This is a genomic window from Acetobacter fallax (genome assembly GCF_011516735.1).
Lineage (GTDB): Bacteria > Pseudomonadota > Alphaproteobacteria > Acetobacterales > Acetobacteraceae > Acetobacter > Acetobacter fallax.
In genome coordinates, this window is sequence record NZ_WOSX01000005.1 from 101,954 (window position 1) to 118,380 (window position 16,427).

Sequence of the window (16,427 nt, forward strand, 5' to 3'; positions counted from 1 at the left end):
CCCGTCTGCCGGGGCAGATCAGGGCGAAAGCGGACATAGGAATGCCATGCGCTGATCCCGCCGGCCACACGACGACCGAACAAAATCTTCACTTTGTTACGTAGCTTATCCGAAACGAAATGCTCAAGCCCTGTGACGGTGACAAACGCACTAATACCAGAGGTTGTGGTGGCAGACCTTTGGCTGAGAGAAGCCGGGCTCTGCCCGAACCCGGAAGGGGTCGTGGACCCTTTCACCCCGATCTGCTGATAAATAATACCAGAGGGTCTGGCCTTTGAGCTGTGCGAGACTGGCCGGTGCAGGACCGGGAGGTGCAGGACTGGCTGGGCTCTGCCCTGGAACCCGGCAAAGGCTCGCCTTTGCAAACCGTTTTATCGTTTTATGATCAGCAAACCGGGGTGCAGGGGCCTGCGGTCCCTGCCGGGTCCGGGCTGAGCCCGGATACTCTCATCGACAGGTCAGTCTTCACAACCTCTGGTATAAGCCGGTTTCCAAAGGTCTGCGACCTTTGGCGGGTTCCAGGGCAGCCCCCTGCCAGTCCCACACCGGCCAGTCCCACACGGCTCAAAGGTCAGACCCTCTGGCACCATGTCGGCTCCGGCATTGCGTCAGTCGTCTGCCCTCCCCCGGGCACCGGCCACGCGGGTACGGGTCCGCATTGTGACGAACTCCTCGGCGGATGTTGGGTGGATGCCGATGGTGCGGTCGAAATCGGCCTTGTGCAGGCCGGCTGTGACGGCGATGGCCAGGCCCTGCATCAGTTCCGGCGCGTCCTCGCCGATCATGTGGGCCCCGACGACTTTCTGCGTGGCCTGATCGACGACCAGTTTCATGAGGGTGCGTCGCTCTCGCCCGCTCAGGGTGTGGCGCATCGGGCGGAATTTCGAGACGTAGATATCGGTGGCGCCCTGTTCGGCGGCCTCGGCTTCGGTGAGGCCGACACTGGCGAGAGGCGGGGTGAAGAACACGGCTTTCGGGGTGGTGTCGAAGGACCAGCCCCGGGCGTGATCGCTGTAGAGGCGATCCGCGAGGATATGCCCTTCGGCGATGGCGACGGGGGTCAGGTTCAGATGGTTGGTGACATCGCCGATCGCGAAGATGCCGGGGTCCGTTGTCTCGAAGTGACGGTCGATTTCGATGCGGCCATCCTCTGTTGTCCGGACACGGGTGGTTTCCAGGCCCAGTTTTTCAGTCTTCGGGTGGCGTCCGGTGGCCATCAGCACGCAGTCTGCTTCAAGGCGGGTGCCGTTATCCAGCGTGACGGTGAGAGCGTCACCGTTCCGGACGATGCGGGTCGGGCTGGATTTTTCGTGCTGACGCACGCCGCGCTGGTCGATAGCATCGTGAAGGGCCGTGCGGAGATCTTCATCGAAGCCGCGCAGGGGGAGCGCCTGTCTGTAGACGAGATCGACGCTGGCACCGAGGCCAGCGAAAATTCCGGCGAATTCGATACCGATATAGCCTGCGCCGATGATGCAGACCCTGCGGGGCATGGAGGGGAGGCTGAACACCTCGTCGGAAGTGATGGCCAGGTCTGCCCCCATGACGGGCAGCTTTGTGGGCGTGGAGCCTGTTGCGATGACGATATGTCTGGCGGTGATTCGCCCGGGTTTCGCTTCGGGATCGAGGCCTGTGGGTGTGGTGACGATCGTGTGGGTGTTTTCGAAGCGGGCGTGACCTGTGATGAGGCGGACGCCGGCTTTTTCGAGCATTGAGACATAGATGCCGTTCAGGCGGTGGATCTCGCGGTCTTTCGCGTCGATCAGTTTTACCCAGTCATGGGTGCCGGGTTCGGTGTTCCAGCCGAATCCGTGGCTGTCGGCGACGTAATCGCCGTATTCGCTGGCCTGGACCATGAGTTTTTTCGGCACGCAGCCGAGATTGACGCAGGTTCCGCCCCAGTGGCGTCCTTCGACGACGGCGACCCGGGCTCCGTGGCTGGCAGCGATGCGGGCGCAGCGGACGCCGCCCGATCCTGCGCCGATGACCAGGAGATCGACGTCGTAGAGTGTGTTTTCGGGCATCTGTGCTTCGGGGCTCCGCCTGGGGGGAATCGGTTATTATGCCCGGGCTCTGCCCGGACCCGGCAGGGACCACACACAGGCCCCTGCACCCCGGTTTATTTTAGCTCAATGGTTTGCAAAGGTCTGCGGTCTGAGTTTTTCAGCGCTCGGCGAACGCCTTTTCGACGACATACGCCCCCGGACGCGAGTTGTTGCCTTCGTCGAAGCCGCGCGCTTCGAGGAGTTTCTCGGTGTCGGCCAGCATTTCCGGCGAACCACAGATCATCACACGGTCATGCTCGGGGTCGATTTCCGGGATATTCAGGTCGCGGAAGATCCTGCCGTTTTCTATCAGGGTGGTGATGCGGTCGGAGACTTCGAACTCTTCGCGGGTGACGGCCGGGTAGTAGCGGAGTTTCGAGGAGATGTATTCGCCAAGGAACTCATGCCCGCGCAGGTCGGCGCTGATGTATTTCTGATAGGCGAGTTCGCTTCTGATGCGGACGGTGTGCGTCAGGATGACGTTGTCGTAGCGCTCGTAGCACTCAGGGTCACGGATGAGGCTCATGAACGGGGCGAGGCCGGTGCCGGTCGAGAGGAAATAGAGATTGCGGCCAGGACGCAGGTTGTCGAGCAGCAGGGTGCCGACGGGCTTGCGCCCGATCAGCACGGTATCACCGACCTTGACGTGTTGCAGGCGCGAGGTGAGCGGGCCGTCCGGCACGGCGATGGAGAGGAACTCCATGTGGTCTTCGTAGTTCGCCGAGGCGATGGAATAGGCGCGGAGGAGCGGCTTGCCGTCCACCTCGATTCCGATCATCGCAAACTGGCCGTTTTCGAACCGGAGCGCCGGGTCGCGCGTTGTGGTGAAGCTGAACAGGCGGTCTGTCCAGTGATGCACCGTCAGCACTTCCGCCGGGTAGAGGTGCGGGTATTCTTTCGTCGGCGTGGCCAGATGCCACACGCCTTCATGGCCTTCGACCGGCAGGAGGCCGGAGGGAGCCAGTTCGGGAGCGAGGCGCGTCAGCGTTTCGGACATGGCCGGGAAGTCTCCGTGTTTAAGGGCGTCACACTGTGGAACAGGGGCCGTCTGGTCGTGCAGAACCTGTCCGGCGGGCGTGCGCCAGATTGCCGGGCGAATTGGGTGGCGTTTTTAAGGGCAAGTGCTGTCTTATACCAGCATAATTTGTGCGAATCTGGTGCGAAGCCGGGACAAAGCACATGGTGAGGGCGTGGTTTTCGGGGGCTGGTCATTTTCTGATGCGCGGAGCTGAAGCTGCGCATTCTTAAGAAACCAGGGTGCTCATGGCTTCTGTTCAGCCATTTTGGGCAAGGCCGGGTCCGACCGAAGGGGAGCCTGATCGAAGACCTGTGTTGAGTTTGCGGGCGCGCACATCTGGCGGGCGAAGTGCTGATGCAGGTCGCCGGGGGGAATGTCGAGCACGAGGAGGTCCGGTGTGACGCAGTTTCCGGCGTCATAGGCGTCACTGGCGACCCAGTGCAGGCGGGTTGTCAGTTCGGGCTCCGGCGCAATGGCAACGGGGAGCATGACCGGACCAGGATGCATGCCGGGCGACGGGCGCCGTTCAGCGGGCACAAAGTGGCCGCTGCTGTCCTCGAAGTGCAGATGCGGCAGCGTCTGTACCGTGCAGGGTGATGCGCTGATATTGCGCAGCACCAGTAATGTGCCGCTCTGTGACATGCCGTTAAAGGCACCATTTTCGTCGTCGAAGCTGAGGGAAAGGTCCGCTGCGGTGCAACCGGGATATTGATATTCCCTGACCGGGGCGGTCTCCGCTCCGAAGAGCGGTGAAACGACCGTGCCGAGGGCCAGTGCGACGGCAAAGCGAACGAGTATGGTGGTCACTGGTCGCACTCTGTCATGGTCCGGGCACCACATCCGGCCCTGGGCGGGCGACAAAACCGAGCACGTGGCCGGTTGCCGGATCAAGATGGCAGGCCCATGAAAACGATGTCCAGCGGATTGTTGCTGTTCCTGCATGGAGGAACTGGCCCCGGCCTTCCACCAGTGCGGGACTGACCACATGCTGGCTGTCCAGCCGCTCGTCCTGAAGGAAGAACCGGTACGGAGAGCTTCCGAGTTTCACAAGGGTCTTTCGGGCTGCGTCCTGACAGAGGAAGGTTGTCATCAGCCAGGCCGCACCCTGATCCCGTGTGGCCCTGCGTTCGTCAGGATTCTTCATTGCTGCGAGATGCTGGTCGATGATCTGCTGTTCGACGGGTGATGGACGGATCCCTGTTGAGTCAGCGTGTGATGATGTGATGAATGCCGGGAACGTTATGACGCAGATAATAATTCCGCTGAGATATCCGTTCATGTTTCTCATTCAACCTGATCCGGCACTATTCTGTTCGCCTGCGCTTTTGCCTGTGTTTTAAAATCAGTGTTTTAAAATATGACGCGCTGTGTGTCTTCACGTTGCCGGATATTCGCTGAAAAGGTCATAGGAAATCAGCATCATAAGCATATTCCGGGAGAGCGTTTGTCTGGCGCGTACTTTTGATTATCGAAGCGTAGCGGGGATTTGCCCCGCTGCAAAGGCACGCTTCTCGTTGCCGGCAAGCGCTTCGTCAGGGCTTTGCCCTAAAACCTGCCAAAGGTCTTTGACATTTGGAAACCTGCTTATTTATCAAACGATAAAGATGAAGAGATCCGCGACCCCCTGCCGGGTGCGGGCAGAGCCCGCTTCCCTGCCCGGACTTATTTTTCTCAGTTCGGAAGGTTGTCGTTGGCGCGGATGAAGGCGGCGGCATTATCGTGCAGTTCCTTCAGAGCGGGCGCGTGGGTGTAGACCATATGCCCTGACATATACTGATGGAATTCGATATTTCCGGCCAGCTTACGTGGAATGGGGAGGTGGTTCATCTCATAGATACCCTCGAAATACGGAGTGCCGAGATCGAAATAGCCCTGGTTGAGCTGCACTTTCAGGGAGGGATTCTGTTTCATGGCATCAGCAAGATCCGGCAATACGTTGGGCAGACCGCGTTTTGAGGAGGGCATGCCGGGCTGTGCGTGGCTGAAATCCCATTTGCCGATTGAGTGGGCGCTGGGTTTGTATTCCTGGTAAGCGCCGGTTGCGCTGTCGCCACCATAATGCAGGACTTCGCGAGAGTAATCATTGAAAGCCGAGAGGTAGGCGGAGCCGAGCGCCGAGCCCATCGGGTCATAATACGGGTGCTGGGAGAGCGGATCGATCGAGAAGCCCGAGAAGCGGCTGTCGAGGCGACCGGTGTCGATGTCCTGATCTCCCAGGAGGGTTTTTTCAAATTCTCCGCCATCGACACGCAGACTGGCGTGTTTGATGTAGTCCACTGGCAGGCCTGTATAACCGTGTAGCTTTTCGGCGATTTCGTTGAATTTCGCTTCCGGCAGGGCGGTTCCCTGTTGCAGCGCGGCTGTGTAGTCGGTCAGCGTGAAATGCTCGACCTCGTGAAGGAAGGCGGGCAGATCTGTCGGCATCGGGGAAAGTTTTTTGTGATACCAGGCTGTTGCGGCGAAGCTCGGCAGGGCCAGGATGTAGGGCATATCCATGCCGGGGTTGGCCTGCGGGCGGTCGATGGTGTTGTCGTAGTTCAGGATCTGGGACAGGAGCATGACGCCGTTCAGGTCGATGCTTTTGTCTTCCGCCAGCATGTTGGCGACGATTGCGGACCGGGTTGTGCCGTAGCTTTCACCGAACAGGAATTTCGGCGAGTTGTAGCGTTTGTAGCGACCGAGAAACTGCGCGATGAAATCGGTGAAGGCGCGGGCATCGGGGTCGGTGCCGTAAAAGGCTTTGTCCTTGTCCTTACCGCCAAGGCGACCGAAGCCGGTTCCGGGAGCGTCGATGAACACCAGGTCGGTGACATCGAGCAGGCTGTCATCGTTGTCGATCAGTGTGTAAGGCGCGGCGGGGGTGTGCGTGTCGTCTGCTGTCCGGATACGGCGGGGACCGAAGGCGCCCATGTGGAGCCAGACCGTCGCTGAGCCGGGGCCGCCGTTATAGACGAAAGTGATGGGGCGCGAGGCGGCGGGAACGCCTTTTTTGAAATAGGCGACGTAGAACATGGACGCGACGGGTTCGTCTTCCGGCTTCGTTGTTTTTTCCGGCGCGGCGTCATCCCAGCCTTTGGGGTGGACGATCAGCGTGCCGGCGATGGCCTGATAGGCGATTCTCTGGCCGCGGATGGAGACGGCACCGTCGCTGACGACCTGCTGTGGTTTGAAGGAGAACGGGCTGTCTTCTTTGTGTGTTTCGGCGGAGGTGGGTTTTACCGGTCCGGAGACATCGCTGGCACAGGCTGACGGAGCGGAAAGCGCGGTCGATGCGATGATTGCGAGGGGGAGGGAGAGAGGGAGAAGGCGGCGGAAGGCGGATTTCGGCCCGGTGTAAGGACAGATCATGGCGGACTCTTCGTTAAGGCTGAACAGGACTTGCTATAATGAAGGTGGACCGATTCGGGCGGGGAACGCAACCTGGCGGGCCATAAGGTGGCAATGCATGGTATGCACTGTGGCATCGCCGGTTCGGGTTATGATGAAACACATCGCACCGTTGGGGCTGATTCATGAAACACTGAGATATTCCGTGAAACTCTCAGCATGTCGCGCCGAGCCGCGCTGACCGGATGACGCTTTCCGACACCGTTGAGATGACGGTGATCACCCTTCACATCGACGATGAGCCGGCGCTGGTCGCGACGCTGACGGTGTCGTCATCATGTGTGAGCGCACGCCATTTCCGGCGGCAGATATCGCCGGGCCGGTCCGTGTTATTTTGTGAGGGTGGTGGTTTTACGACGAGCGTTTCCCGCTATCGCGCATGGCGACAACCAGGTTCATATGGGGAGCGAGAAGACGCTGCGGAAGCGTTGGAAGATAGATTCGGATAACGTCCAGCTTCTTCGAGTCAGGGAGTGCGGCGAAGACCGGACGTGATCCGGATTCATCACCACCCTCAGCGTAGCTTTTTGCAATCGCGGCGGTAATTGTCGCGGGGACGGAGGCGAGGAGGGCTTTTTGCGCCGGGGTCAGCAACCTGTCACGTAAAGGCCCTGACAGTGTGCGTATTTCCGCGACTTTCGGTGCTTCGTAAGGCTTGAGCTGGCTCAGGGGGAACTCGACCTCGACGCCGTTGCCTTGCAGCACGTAGCCGGTCTGGCCTTCGATATCGACCAGCTTGCCGTCGTGAGCCCCTCTGAGGTCCGATACATGATCACCGATCGACAGATGGACCACAGCTCACCTCCTGATATCCGCACAGATGCGGTTCACAGGGGGTCATGGATAAGACGACCGGTCAAGCAATCAGGTGACGTCAGGGTTTGCGGGCCGGCGCGATGAGACGCCGCCCCACGGACGGCCCTTATCAGCGCATGATACCGGTGTGACCGACGGAGTAACGGCCTGGCTGCGGCCAGACGGTCAGGCCGTGGGGTTCGGCGCCGACGGGAATCTCTTTCATCGCGCCTGTTGTGGTGTCGATCGCATAGACGACATCATCGAAGCGTCCGGAGAGCCAGAGCAGTTTTCCGTCGGCGCTGACATTGCCCATATCGGGGCTGCCGCCGCCGGGGACCGGCCAGGTTCTGATGACCTTATTTGTGGCGAAGTCTACGACCGAGACGCTGCCATCCTTGCTGTGGCGCGGGCCGTGGACCTTATGCGAGCCACGATTTGCGACATACATGACGGTGTCGTCGCGGCTTGGGTAGATGCCGTGCGTGCCGACGCCGGTATGGATGAAGCCGGTCTCTTTGAACGTGTCTCCATCGAGAACGAATACGCCGTCTGCATGCATGTCGGCGACGTAGAAGGTTTTGCCGTTCGGAGCGGCCAGGATGTCCTGGGGCATACCGCCGGTGGAGAGCTTCAGATAGCCGAGCAGCCGGCGGTTAACTGTATCGACTTTGGCGACCATGCCGCCGAATTCGCAGGTGAAGATCGCGTAGCGGCCGTCGATGGAGAAGGCGGCGTGGTTGATACCGCGACATTCCGGCGCTTCGACGGAGCCCTGCATCGCCATGGTGTGCGGGTCACGGAAATCGAGGCGTTTGCGGGCTTCGGCCACGACGATTGCCGATTTTCCGTCGGGGGTGAAATACATATTGTACGGGTCATCGACCGGGATGGCCTGACCCGGCTTGCCGGTACGCGGGTTGATCGGAGTCAGGCTGCCCTGGGTTGTGCCTTCGGCATTGTTGGTCGCCCAGAGGGTACGCAGATCCCAGGACGGGACGACGTGCTGCGGGCTGCGGCCAACCGGGAAGCGATCGACGACGGTCATTGTTGCGGGATCAATCACGTAGACATCGTTTGACCGGAGGTTCGGCACGTAGATCCGGGCAGGATCTTTCGCCACTTCCGGCGCGATGTTGTCCGGACGGGCTTCCGAATAGATGTTGTTCGGATTGATTACCGGGGGCATGCCGGGGATGGTCTGGATCGCACTGGCTGTCGCAGGTGCGGGCAGGGCCGCAGCGGGCTCCGGGGTCTGGGCCCGGGCTGGCGCCAGAGCGCATATGCCAAGCAGTGCCGCTGTCGCAACGCCGGTCAGAAATGTATTTTTCATCATAATATGTCAGCTTCCTCCGCGGGCGCACGCATAGCACAGGCGCGGGGGGCGGCAAGCGATCTGCATCAAACCGGTGAAAAATATGGTGTGTGGGAGGTGTGCCCGCAGGCCTGGCCTGAGACCACACGCTCCTGCACCACGATGTGTTTTCAATAAAATGGTTTCCAAAGGTCTGTGACCTTTGGTGGGTTCCAGGGCAAAGCCCTGAGAAGATGCTGGCACTTAACGCTAACAAAGCCTTTGAAAACAGGTTTGTTTAACGGATCGGGGCGCACAGGGGCTGTAGTCCGGATGGGTTCCGGGGTCAGGCCGGCTCGAAACGGCCGGCCATTTCCGCCAGAGGCCAGCGGGGGCGTGGACGCATGGCGCGGTCATCGGGGACGGGCAGATCGCGGCGGGCGGCTTCGCGGCAGATTTCGAGGGCCGCCCATCCGACCATGACGGCGTTATCCGTGCAGAGGCGGAGTGGCGGGGCCACGAAAGGGAGGCTGTGTTCGGCGGCGAGCCCGGTGAGGCAGGCCCGGAGCACGCTGTTGGCCGCTACGCCGCCGGCGGCGACGAGGGCGGTGGGGCGTTCCATCATCGCGAGGGCGTGAGTGACGCGGTCCCTGATGACGTCCGCGACGGCCTGCTGGAAACTGGCGGCGAGGTCGGCGGCGACCTGGCGTGGCAGAGGGGCCGATCCGAAGGGTTCGAGCTGACGGGCGATGGCGGTTTTCAGGCCGGAAAAGGAGAAATCGCAGCCTGCGCGTCCTTTCAGGGGGCGCGGCAGGGCGAAGGCGGTGGGGTTCCCTTCCCTTGCGAGTGTTTCCAGGGCGGGGCCGCCGGGCCAGCCGAGGCCGAGCATTTTGGCGACTTTATCGAAGGCTTCGCCGGCGGCGTCGTCGATTGTGCCGCCGAGGCGGCGATAATGTCCGACGCCTTCGACGGCGAGGCACTGGCAGTGCCCCCCTGAGACGAGCAGCAGCAGGTAAGGGAATAAAAGTTGCCCGTCAAAAACACCGGGCAGCCTTGCCGAGAGTGCATGTGCTTCGATGTGATTGACGGCGATGAACGGCTTTCCGAGCGCGATGGCGAGGCCTTTTCCGAAGCTGGCGCCGACGATCAGGCCGCCGATCAGACCGGGCCCGGTGCTGGCGGCGACGGCGCTCAGATCAGACCGTCTGAGGCCGGACGATTCCAGTGTTTTTCGTGCCAGATCGGGCAATAATGCCAGATGCGCCCTTGCGGCGATCTCGGGCACGACGCCTCCGAAAGCGGCGTGATCTTCCTGGGAAATCAGGCGTTCGGCGAGGATGGTTCCGTCCGGTGCGAGGATGGCGCAGGCGGTCTCGTCGCAGGAGGACTCGATGGCCAGGAGGGGACCCTCGGGACTCGTCTTTCCGACAGGATAAGCATTGCTCCTGATGCTGTCTGGCGTCATGTCACCTTTCCTTCACCCTGCGCTGGTAATAAATACGCGACATGGTTTCCGCACAGCCAACCCAACCGTCCCCGTCCGCAGCCCTGCAGAAAATTGCAGCGCAGGCGGCAGCCCGCCAGAAGATGGCGGTTCCGCAGCACCGTCGCCAGCAGTTGCCGCTGCGTGTCGGGACACGCGGCTCGCCGCTGGCATTATGGCAGACGCGGGCCTTTCTGACACGACTGACCCGCTTTTGTCCTGTTCTGCGGGACATGAACGCGTTTCAGGAGCACCTGATCAACACGACGGGCGATCAGGTGCAGAATCGCGCGCTGGCGGAGATTGGCGGCAAGGGGTTGTTCGCGAAGGAAATTCACGAAGCGCTGGCTGACGGGCGAATCGACTTTGCGGTGCATAGTCTGAAGGATCTGGAGACCACGCTGCCGGACGGGCTGGTTCTGGCCTGCACGATGCGGCGCGAGGATGCGCGGGATGCGCTGATTCTCGGACCGGGGCTGACGCCGGGCGATGATCCGGCTGATCCCTACTCTGCCCTGCCTTATGGTGCGCTGGTCGGCTGTGCTTCGGTGCGCAGGCAAGCGCAGATATTGCATGTGCGGCCCGATCTCCGCTTCGGGCTGCTGCGGGGCAATGTGCAGACGCGGCTGGACAAGCTGGCGGCCCGTCAGTGCGATGCGACTCTGCTGGCTCTGGCCGGTCTGCGTCGTCTTGGGATGGAGGATCGGGCCTCTGTGGTGATCGATCCGAACGTGATGGTACCTTCCGCCGGGCAGGGCATTGTCGGGGTGACGGTTCGTGAGAGCGATATTGAGCTGCGCGAATTGCTGTCGGCGATTGAGGATTATGAGGCGCGGGCGGTTTCGACGGCTGAGCGGGCCTTGCTGGCTGAGCTGGATGGCTCGTGCCGGACGCCGATTGGCGGTTATGCCCGGTTACTGACGCCTGTGGCCGGTCCGAAGAGCCAGCTTCATCTGACAGGACTCGTCGCCTCCGAAGACGGGACGTTTCTGCTGAAGCGCGAGATTGTGGGTTCTGCGGCCGATGCGGAACGGATGGGGCGTGAACTCGGGCACAGTCTGCGCGCGGACAGTCCGTCCGATATTTTCACGGACTGATACCTGAAGTCCATGGAGACTGACCTTCGGATAAGCGAAGCCGGACCCGGCAGGGGCCACCGGCCCGTGCGCCACGGTTTTCTGATCACAAAATGGTTTGCGAAGGCTCTGTTGCCGTCAGGTGCTGGCACTTTCTCAGGGCTTTGCCCTGAAACCTGCCAAAGGTCGCAGACCTTTGGAAACCGGCTTATTTATCAACAGATCAGGGTGAAGGAGTCTGTGACCCCTTCCGGGTTCGGGCAGAGCCCGGATCTTCTGTTAATCCTTTGAAAAATCACAGATCAACGCCTGACGCGAACAGAGCCCTTGCAAAGATTTTTGACCTTTGCCGGGTTCCAGGACAGCGCCCCGCCGCCAGTCTCCCACCTGTCATCAGTCGCATACAGGGCAAAGGCGAGCCCGGCTGGTATGGGGTGATGACGACCCGTGCCGGTGTCGCGTGTGAGGGGTCGTTATGCGCTGAAAACGGGAGACGTGGGCAATGACGGGTAAGAATGTATTGCCGCGCCGTAGGACCGGCGTTCTCATTGGCCGTCCTGAACCGGGGCTTTCCGAGACCATGGAGGCCGTTCGAGCGCTTGGCTGGATTCCTTATGCGGCGCCCGCACTGACAATCGAGCCTCGTGTGATACGACGACAGACAGGCATAGCCGCTGTGTTGCTGACCAGCAGCCAGGCGCTGCCGGCGCTCGCGGGCGCTGTCGGATCTGATGTGCCTGTATTTACTGTGGGCGATGCGACGGCGCGACGGGTGCGGGCGGTAGGTTTTCGTTCCGTGGAAAGCGCCGGGGCGGATGCCGTGGCGCTTGTCGGACTGGTGCGGTCGCGTGTTGCACCTGCTCCGGTGCTTTTGCTTTCAGGAGCCGGACAGGGGCTGGATCTGGCGCTGGCACTGCGGCAGGCGGGATTCATAGTTCGGCGCCGGGTGGCTTATGCGGCAACTCCTGTGCGCGATCTTCCGGTGCGGGTGCTGAACGCACTGCGAGCGGACGAGATTGGTGTCGTGATGGCGTTTTCCGCCCGGAGCGCGGCTGCGACGGGTGCGGCGCTGCGGGCGAGCGGTTATTCCGGCGAGAGGATGCATGGGATCGCGATTTCTGAGAATGCAGCTTTTGCGTTGAAAAAAAACGATATCACGGATGTTGTGGTGGCGTGGCGTCCGGATGCGGAAGCCATGCTTGCCGCGCTGGGTTCTGTGTTCTGAAACGGGGCTTATACTGGCGGTTGGGGAACACTGGCTGCTGAGGGGGGAAGGTATTCGGGCGCTACCGGGTCCGGCTGTTGTTTACAAAAGTCTGGCGGAATCCGGGCTCTGCCCGCACCCGGAAGGGGTCGCAGACCCCTTCACCCCGATTGGTTTATAATAAAATGGTTCCCAAAGGTCTGTGACCTTTGGTGGGTTCCAGGGCAAAGCCCTCGAAAGGAGCCAGTACTTAACGCTAACAGAACCTTAACATACCGTTATTTTAACAAATCCGGGTGAAGGAAATCCGCGACCTTTGCCGGGTGCGGGCAAAGCCCGCTCTCTCACCATTCAGAAACCGGCTTTTCTGATCGACTTCTGATGATCGGCCTTCAGAGCTTCCAGTGCGTGAGCCACTTCCCCGGCTGGTGTTTCGCTCATTTCCAGTTCGATGGCGTGCTCATCCGGGCCGGGCAGTTCAAGCGCTTCAAGCTGGCTTCCGAGCAGGCTGGGCGGCATGTAGTGGTCTTTCCGCTGCATCATCCTGTTTGCCAGAATGTCCTGAGGAACTTTCAGAAAAAGAAAGACAATATCGGTTCCGCCCGCCCGGAGACGATCGCGGTACACACGCTTCAGAGCTGAGCAGGAGAGGACACAGCCAGTACCGGAGGTCGCGCATTCGTCGAGCCAGGCGCGGCATTTGTCCAGCCAGGGCCAGCGATCTTCGTCGGTCAGCGGGATACCGGCCGCCATTTTTTCAACATTGGCCGGAGGATGCAGGCCGTCGCCTTCCTGAAATGTCCATCCGAGAAGATTGTTCAGGCCGCTGGCAACTGTGGTTTTACCGGACCCGGAGACGCCCATGACCACCACCACGCGCGGGGGCAGCCAGACGGGGGCAGAAGACGCCGCAGCGCTCTGTGCTGAGCGATCAGAAGACATTGCCGGCACCTGTGACGGTCACGTGAATGAGACCTTCCGGTCCGCATGTGACGGCTTCGCTGGCGATGCCGGTGAACAGGCCGGAATCGACAACGCCAACGATCCGGCGGATGGCGTCCTCGGTGTCCGCAGGTTTTGCGATTGTCCCGAAATTACAGTCGAGGATCAGATTTCCGCCGTCACTGACAAAGAATTGTCCGGTCGGGCTGCGACGGGGGGAGACACGCGCGCCGAGACGGCCGAGATGGCGCGCTGTGCTTTCCCAGCCAAAGGGTGTGACTTCGACCGGCACCAGGCAGTCCGCGCCGAGATGATCAACAAGTTTGCTGTCATCAGCCACGACAACGAATTTTTTCGAAGCCGCAGCGACGATTTTTTCACGCAGCAACGCGCCGCCCAGACCTTTGATGAGATTGAGTGTGCCCCGTTCGATTTCGTCGGCGCCGTCGATGGCGAGATCGACACTCTCGTGTTCGGCGAAGCTGGTCAGTGGAACTCCGAGACTGCGCGCCAGCTTTTCAGTTGCGATTGAGGTGGGGATTCCTAGAAAGCGGAGACCTTCGCGATGTCTGCGCCCCAGAGCTTCTACCAGAAAGACGGCGGTGCTGCCGGTGCCCAGGCCGACGATCATACCATCCTGCACCATATCGGCTGCGAACTCCGCCGCCTGACGCTTGTATTCACGCACCTGATCCGCTGCGGCTGTCGCAGAACTCATATTTTTCTTCCTTATGCTGCGGCGTCTTTATCCACGATCCATTCGATCTGGCCATCCGAGGTGATGTGGCTGGCCGGCTCGACCGGGTCTCCTTTCCGGACACGGGTATAAACGGCGGCTTTTGGGGCACCCGTGACCAGAAACAGCACATAGCGGCTGGAGGCGATCGCCGGATAGGTCAATGTCAGGCGCGTATGCGGTGCGTCGTCCGGGACGCAGGGCGCGACCCAGCGGGTTTTCTCCTCAAGCACGGGCTGACGTGGAAACAGGGATGCTGTGTGTCCGTTTTCCCCCAGGCCCAGCAGGACAACATCGAAGAGAGGCTTGTCGTTGCGCAGCACCGGCGAACCATAGTGCGCCTGCAGCACGGCTTCATAAGCGCGGGCGGCCTCGTCCGGGTCGCCCTGATCGGGCATCGGGTGGATGTTTTGTGTCGAAATCGCGACGCGGGAAAACAGGGTTTTCCGGAGCATCCCGCGATTGCTGTCGGGCGAGTCTTCCGGAACAAACCGGTCATCACCGAAGAAAAACTCCGTTCGGTTCCAGGGAAAACGCTCAGCGTAATCCGGTTCTGCCATCATCGCGTAAAGCCGCTTTGGCGTGGACCCGCCGGAGAGGGCGACACGGAAGACCCCGGTGGCGCGGAGGGCTTCCGTGAGAAGAAAATCGGCGACGTGGCGGGCGACGGCGTCGCTGTCAGCAAGCACAATGGCCTTTGCCGAGACAACATCATGGCCGTTCATTTGCTGTCTCCCGGCACATAGCGTTCGATGGCGATCGCAAAGCCTTCATCGTCGCAGGATTCGGTGACGTGAGTCGCCTGTGCTTTGACCGCCTCGCTCGCCTGCCCCATGGCCACCGAGAGGCCGGAGGCATGAAACATTGGAATATCATTGGACTGATCGCCAAGAGTAGCAATCTGTGTTGCGGGAATATCAAGCAGTCGTGACAGGGTGTGCACGACGCTGCCCTTATTTGCATCCGGGTGGGTGACGTCGAGATAATAAGGCTGGGAGAGGGCCGCGAAGGCGTTGTTTCCGAGAGTTTTCCGCGTCTCGGCTTCAAGCTGTTTCATGGTGTCCGGGTTGTCGCTGACCCCTGTTATTTTCACGACGCCGTCGGTGATGGAATCGATGTCAGCACATGCGATGGGACCGAACTTCACTGTCCGGCGCTCGCGGGCGACATGTGGATGCGTGATGTCAGGAACGATCCAGTCATTTCCACGATAGATCCAGACATCGACACCGCGGTCCCGCATGAGGGCTCGCGTCTTTTTCACGCAGTCCGGCGACAGGGTGAGCGACTGAACCACGGAGAAATCGGGCATGACCATCAGGCCACCGTTGAAACCGGCGATGGGTGTGTCGAGTTGCAGCGGTGCGATCAGCATTTCCATTCCTTTCGGGGGCCGACCGGAGGTGATGGCGAAGCGGATGCCGCGTTTGCGCAGGCGGGCGACTGCGCTGATGGCCCGTTCTGTCAGAACTTTTTCCCGCGTGACGAGGGTGCCGTCCACATCCGCCAGAACGAGGCGGATGCCGGCACCTTCGTGCGATGTCGCGGGCGCGGCCACTGTCACTTTGCTCCGGCTACCGGAACGCGGGGGAGCACGAAGGTTTCGATTGCTTTTGCCCAGCCATTCGCTTCGTTCGTGTCGGTCTGAACATGCGCGTGGGAGGCAACTTCATCCGTTGCGTTCCCCATGGCGATGGCGAGACCGGCGATATCCAGCATCGGGATGTCGTTGCGCATGTCGCCCAGGCAGGCGATTTCGTTCACAGGGACGTTCAGGAGGCGTCCGAGTTCACGCAGGGCGTGGCCCTTATTGGCTTCGAGTGGCGTGATGTCGAGATAATAGGGTGCGGAGCGGGCAACACTGGCCTGGCCTTCCAGCATCTGCCCGACTTCGCCTTCCATGCGTTCCAGAAGATCATAATCCGCGCTGGAGCCGGTCACTTTTCCGACCTTGTCTTCCCAGGGCGTAAAGTCCTTTGCGACCACTGGCGTTGTTCTGATCACGCGTTTTTCGTTGGGCACATAGCCGGTGCTGTCATCATGGACGACCCAGTCTTTTCCGGAAAAGAGCCACGCATCGACATCATGGACGTCGAACATATCGAGTGCGTCCCGCACTGCGCCGGCGCTGAGAACGAGGGATGACAGCACGTTACTTTCCGCGTCACAGATGATGGCGCCGTTGAGGCCGGCATAGGGCGTGTGGATTTTCAGGGCGTCGAAATACATGGCGATACCCTGCGGCGCGCGGCTGCTGACCAGGCAGACCGGCACGCCTGCAGCGCGGAGTTTCGCGATGGCATCGAGCGTTGCGTGCGTCACCTGTTTGTCCGGGGTGAGCAGGGTGCCGTCCATATCCGTCACGACGAGGCGAACGGTCTTTGTAGGCGCCGGTTTGGCATCATGCCGTGCTATGTCGTCAGTTCTCAAAATTCCACTCCATGTGC

General features: G+C 60.8%; 15 protein-coding genes. 2 read left to right on the forward strand and 13 right to left on the reverse strand.

The window, feature by feature from the left end; translation table 11 throughout:
- Nucleotides 1-608 precede the first annotated feature (608 nt).
- The 8 genes from gorA to tsaD form a co-directional block, all read right to left on the reverse strand.
- Entirely contained in the window at nt 609-2,024 is a 1,416-nt protein-coding gene (gorA, locus tag GOB85_RS04710) for a glutathione-disulfide reductase (protein ID WP_173576419.1), read from the reverse strand.
- A 139-nt stretch (nt 2,025-2,163) separates the two neighbouring features.
- Nucleotides 2,164-3,042, reverse strand: a complete 879-nt coding sequence (locus GOB85_RS04715) for a ferredoxin--NADP reductase (protein WP_173576418.1) — start codon at nt 3,040-3,042, stop codon at nt 2,164-2,166.
- A 264-nt stretch (nt 3,043-3,306) separates the two neighbouring features.
- Complete coding sequence (locus GOB85_RS04720; RefSeq protein ID WP_173576417.1) at nt 3,307-3,870, reverse strand: DUF4232 domain-containing protein; 564 nt, start codon at nt 3,868-3,870, stop codon at nt 3,307-3,309.
- A gap of 13 nt (nt 3,871-3,883) precedes the next feature.
- Nucleotides 3,884-4,351 carry a hypothetical protein gene (locus tag GOB85_RS04725; protein WP_173576416.1) on the reverse strand — a complete coding sequence of 156 codons (468 nt, stop codon included), beginning with the start codon at nt 4,349-4,351 and terminating at the stop codon, nt 3,884-3,886.
- Nucleotides 4,352-4,734: 383 nt separating this feature from the next.
- The gene (locus GOB85_RS04730; protein WP_173576415.1) at nt 4,735-6,411 is read right to left on the reverse strand and encodes a S10 family peptidase; all 1,677 of its coding nucleotides are present in this window, start codon (nt 6,409-6,411) and stop codon (nt 4,735-4,737) included.
- 390 nt (nt 6,412-6,801) lie between these two features.
- Nucleotides 6,802-7,245 (reverse strand): hypothetical protein, encoded by a 444-nt coding sequence (locus GOB85_RS04735; protein WP_173576414.1) that lies wholly within the window; start codon nt 7,243-7,245, stop codon nt 6,802-6,804.
- Nucleotides 7,246-7,375: 130 nt separating this feature from the next.
- The gene (locus GOB85_RS04740) at nt 7,376-8,581 is read right to left on the reverse strand and encodes a YncE family protein (protein ID WP_173576413.1); all 1,206 of its coding nucleotides are present in this window, start codon (nt 8,579-8,581) and stop codon (nt 7,376-7,378) included.
- Nucleotides 8,582-8,885: 304 nt separating this feature from the next.
- On the reverse strand, nt 8,886-10,004 hold the full coding sequence (tsaD, locus tag GOB85_RS04745) for a tRNA (adenosine(37)-N6)-threonylcarbamoyltransferase complex transferase subunit TsaD (protein WP_173576412.1): 1,119 nt from the start codon (nt 10,002-10,004) through the stop codon (nt 8,886-8,888).
- A 41-nt stretch (nt 10,005-10,045) separates the two neighbouring features.
- On the opposite strand from tsaD, the gene hemC reads away from it, so the two are divergent.
- Together hemC and GOB85_RS04755 are read left to right on the forward strand one after the other, a co-directional pair.
- Nucleotides 10,046-11,119, forward strand: coding sequence for a hydroxymethylbilane synthase (gene hemC, locus GOB85_RS04750; protein ID WP_173576411.1), 1,074 nt, complete (start codon nt 10,046-10,048; stop codon nt 11,117-11,119).
- Nucleotides 11,120-11,600: 481 nt separating this feature from the next.
- The gene (locus tag GOB85_RS04755; RefSeq protein ID WP_173576410.1) at nt 11,601-12,323 is read left to right on the forward strand and encodes a uroporphyrinogen-III synthase; all 723 of its coding nucleotides are present in this window, start codon (nt 11,601-11,603) and stop codon (nt 12,321-12,323) included.
- A gap of 330 nt (nt 12,324-12,653) precedes the next feature.
- On the opposite strand, the gene GOB85_RS04760 is transcribed toward GOB85_RS04755, so the two are convergent.
- From GOB85_RS04760 to GOB85_RS04780, 5 genes are read right to left on the reverse strand one after another with little or no spacing between them, the layout of a single operon-like run.
- Nucleotides 12,654-13,244 (reverse strand): gluconokinase, encoded by a 591-nt coding sequence (locus tag GOB85_RS04760; RefSeq protein WP_173576409.1) that lies wholly within the window; start codon nt 13,242-13,244, stop codon nt 12,654-12,656.
- Nucleotides 13,234-13,962, reverse strand: a complete 729-nt coding sequence (gene rpiA, locus GOB85_RS04765) for a ribose-5-phosphate isomerase RpiA (protein ID WP_173576408.1) — start codon at nt 13,960-13,962, stop codon at nt 13,234-13,236. The genes GOB85_RS04760 and rpiA overlap by 11 nt, the downstream gene beginning before the upstream one ends.
- Nucleotides 13,963-13,973: 11 nt before the next feature.
- A complete protein-coding gene (gene pgl / locus GOB85_RS04770) occupies nt 13,974-14,705 on the reverse strand; it encodes a 6-phosphogluconolactonase (protein WP_173576407.1) in 732 nt (243 codons plus the stop codon).
- Complete coding sequence (locus tag GOB85_RS04775; protein WP_338421646.1) at nt 14,702-15,538, reverse strand: Cof-type HAD-IIB family hydrolase; 837 nt, start codon at nt 15,536-15,538, stop codon at nt 14,702-14,704. Before GOB85_RS04775 ends, pgl begins: the two co-directional genes overlap by 4 nt.
- Before the next feature lie 2 nt (nt 15,539-15,540).
- Nucleotides 15,541-16,410, reverse strand: a complete 870-nt coding sequence (locus GOB85_RS04780; protein ID WP_242011296.1) for an HAD family hydrolase — start codon at nt 16,408-16,410, stop codon at nt 15,541-15,543.
- Nucleotides 16,411-16,427: the final 17 nt, after the last annotated feature.

Bases quoted from the DNA above. Each gene is read 5' to 3' on its own strand.
- GOB85_RS04755 (WP_173576410.1), top strand. From the start codon at position 11,601: ATGACGGGTAAGAATGTATTGCCGCGCCGTAGGACCGGCGTTCTCATT.
- GOB85_RS04715 (WP_173576418.1), bottom strand. From the start codon at position 3,042: ATGTCCGAAACGCTGACGCGCCTCGCTCCCGAACTGGCTCCCTCCGGC.
- GOB85_RS04730 (WP_173576415.1), bottom strand. From the start codon at position 6,411: ATGATCTGTCCTTACACCGGGCCGAAATCCGCCTTCCGCCGCCTTCTC.
- GOB85_RS04725 (WP_173576416.1), bottom strand. From the start codon at position 4,351: ATGAGAAACATGAACGGATATCTCAGCGGAATTATTATCTGCGTCATA.
- tsaD (WP_173576412.1), bottom strand. From the start codon at position 10,004: ATGACGCCAGACAGCATCAGGAGCAATGCTTATCCTGTCGGAAAGACG.
- rpiA (WP_173576408.1), bottom strand. From the start codon at position 13,962: ATGAGTTCTGCGACAGCCGCAGCGGATCAGGTGCGTGAATACAAGCGT.
- pgl (WP_173576407.1), bottom strand. From the start codon at position 14,705: ATGAACGGCCATGATGTTGTCTCGGCAAAGGCCATTGTGCTTGCTGAC.
- hemC (WP_173576411.1), top strand. From the start codon at position 10,046: ATGGTTTCCGCACAGCCAACCCAACCGTCCCCGTCCGCAGCCCTGCAG.
- GOB85_RS04760 (WP_173576409.1), bottom strand. From the start codon at position 13,244: ATGTCTTCTGATCGCTCAGCACAGAGCGCTGCGGCGTCTTCTGCCCCC.
- gorA (WP_173576419.1), bottom strand. From the start codon at position 2,024: ATGCCCGAAAACACACTCTACGACGTCGATCTCCTGGTCATCGGCGCA.
- GOB85_RS04740 (WP_173576413.1), bottom strand. From the start codon at position 8,581: ATGATGAAAAATACATTTCTGACCGGCGTTGCGACAGCGGCACTGCTT.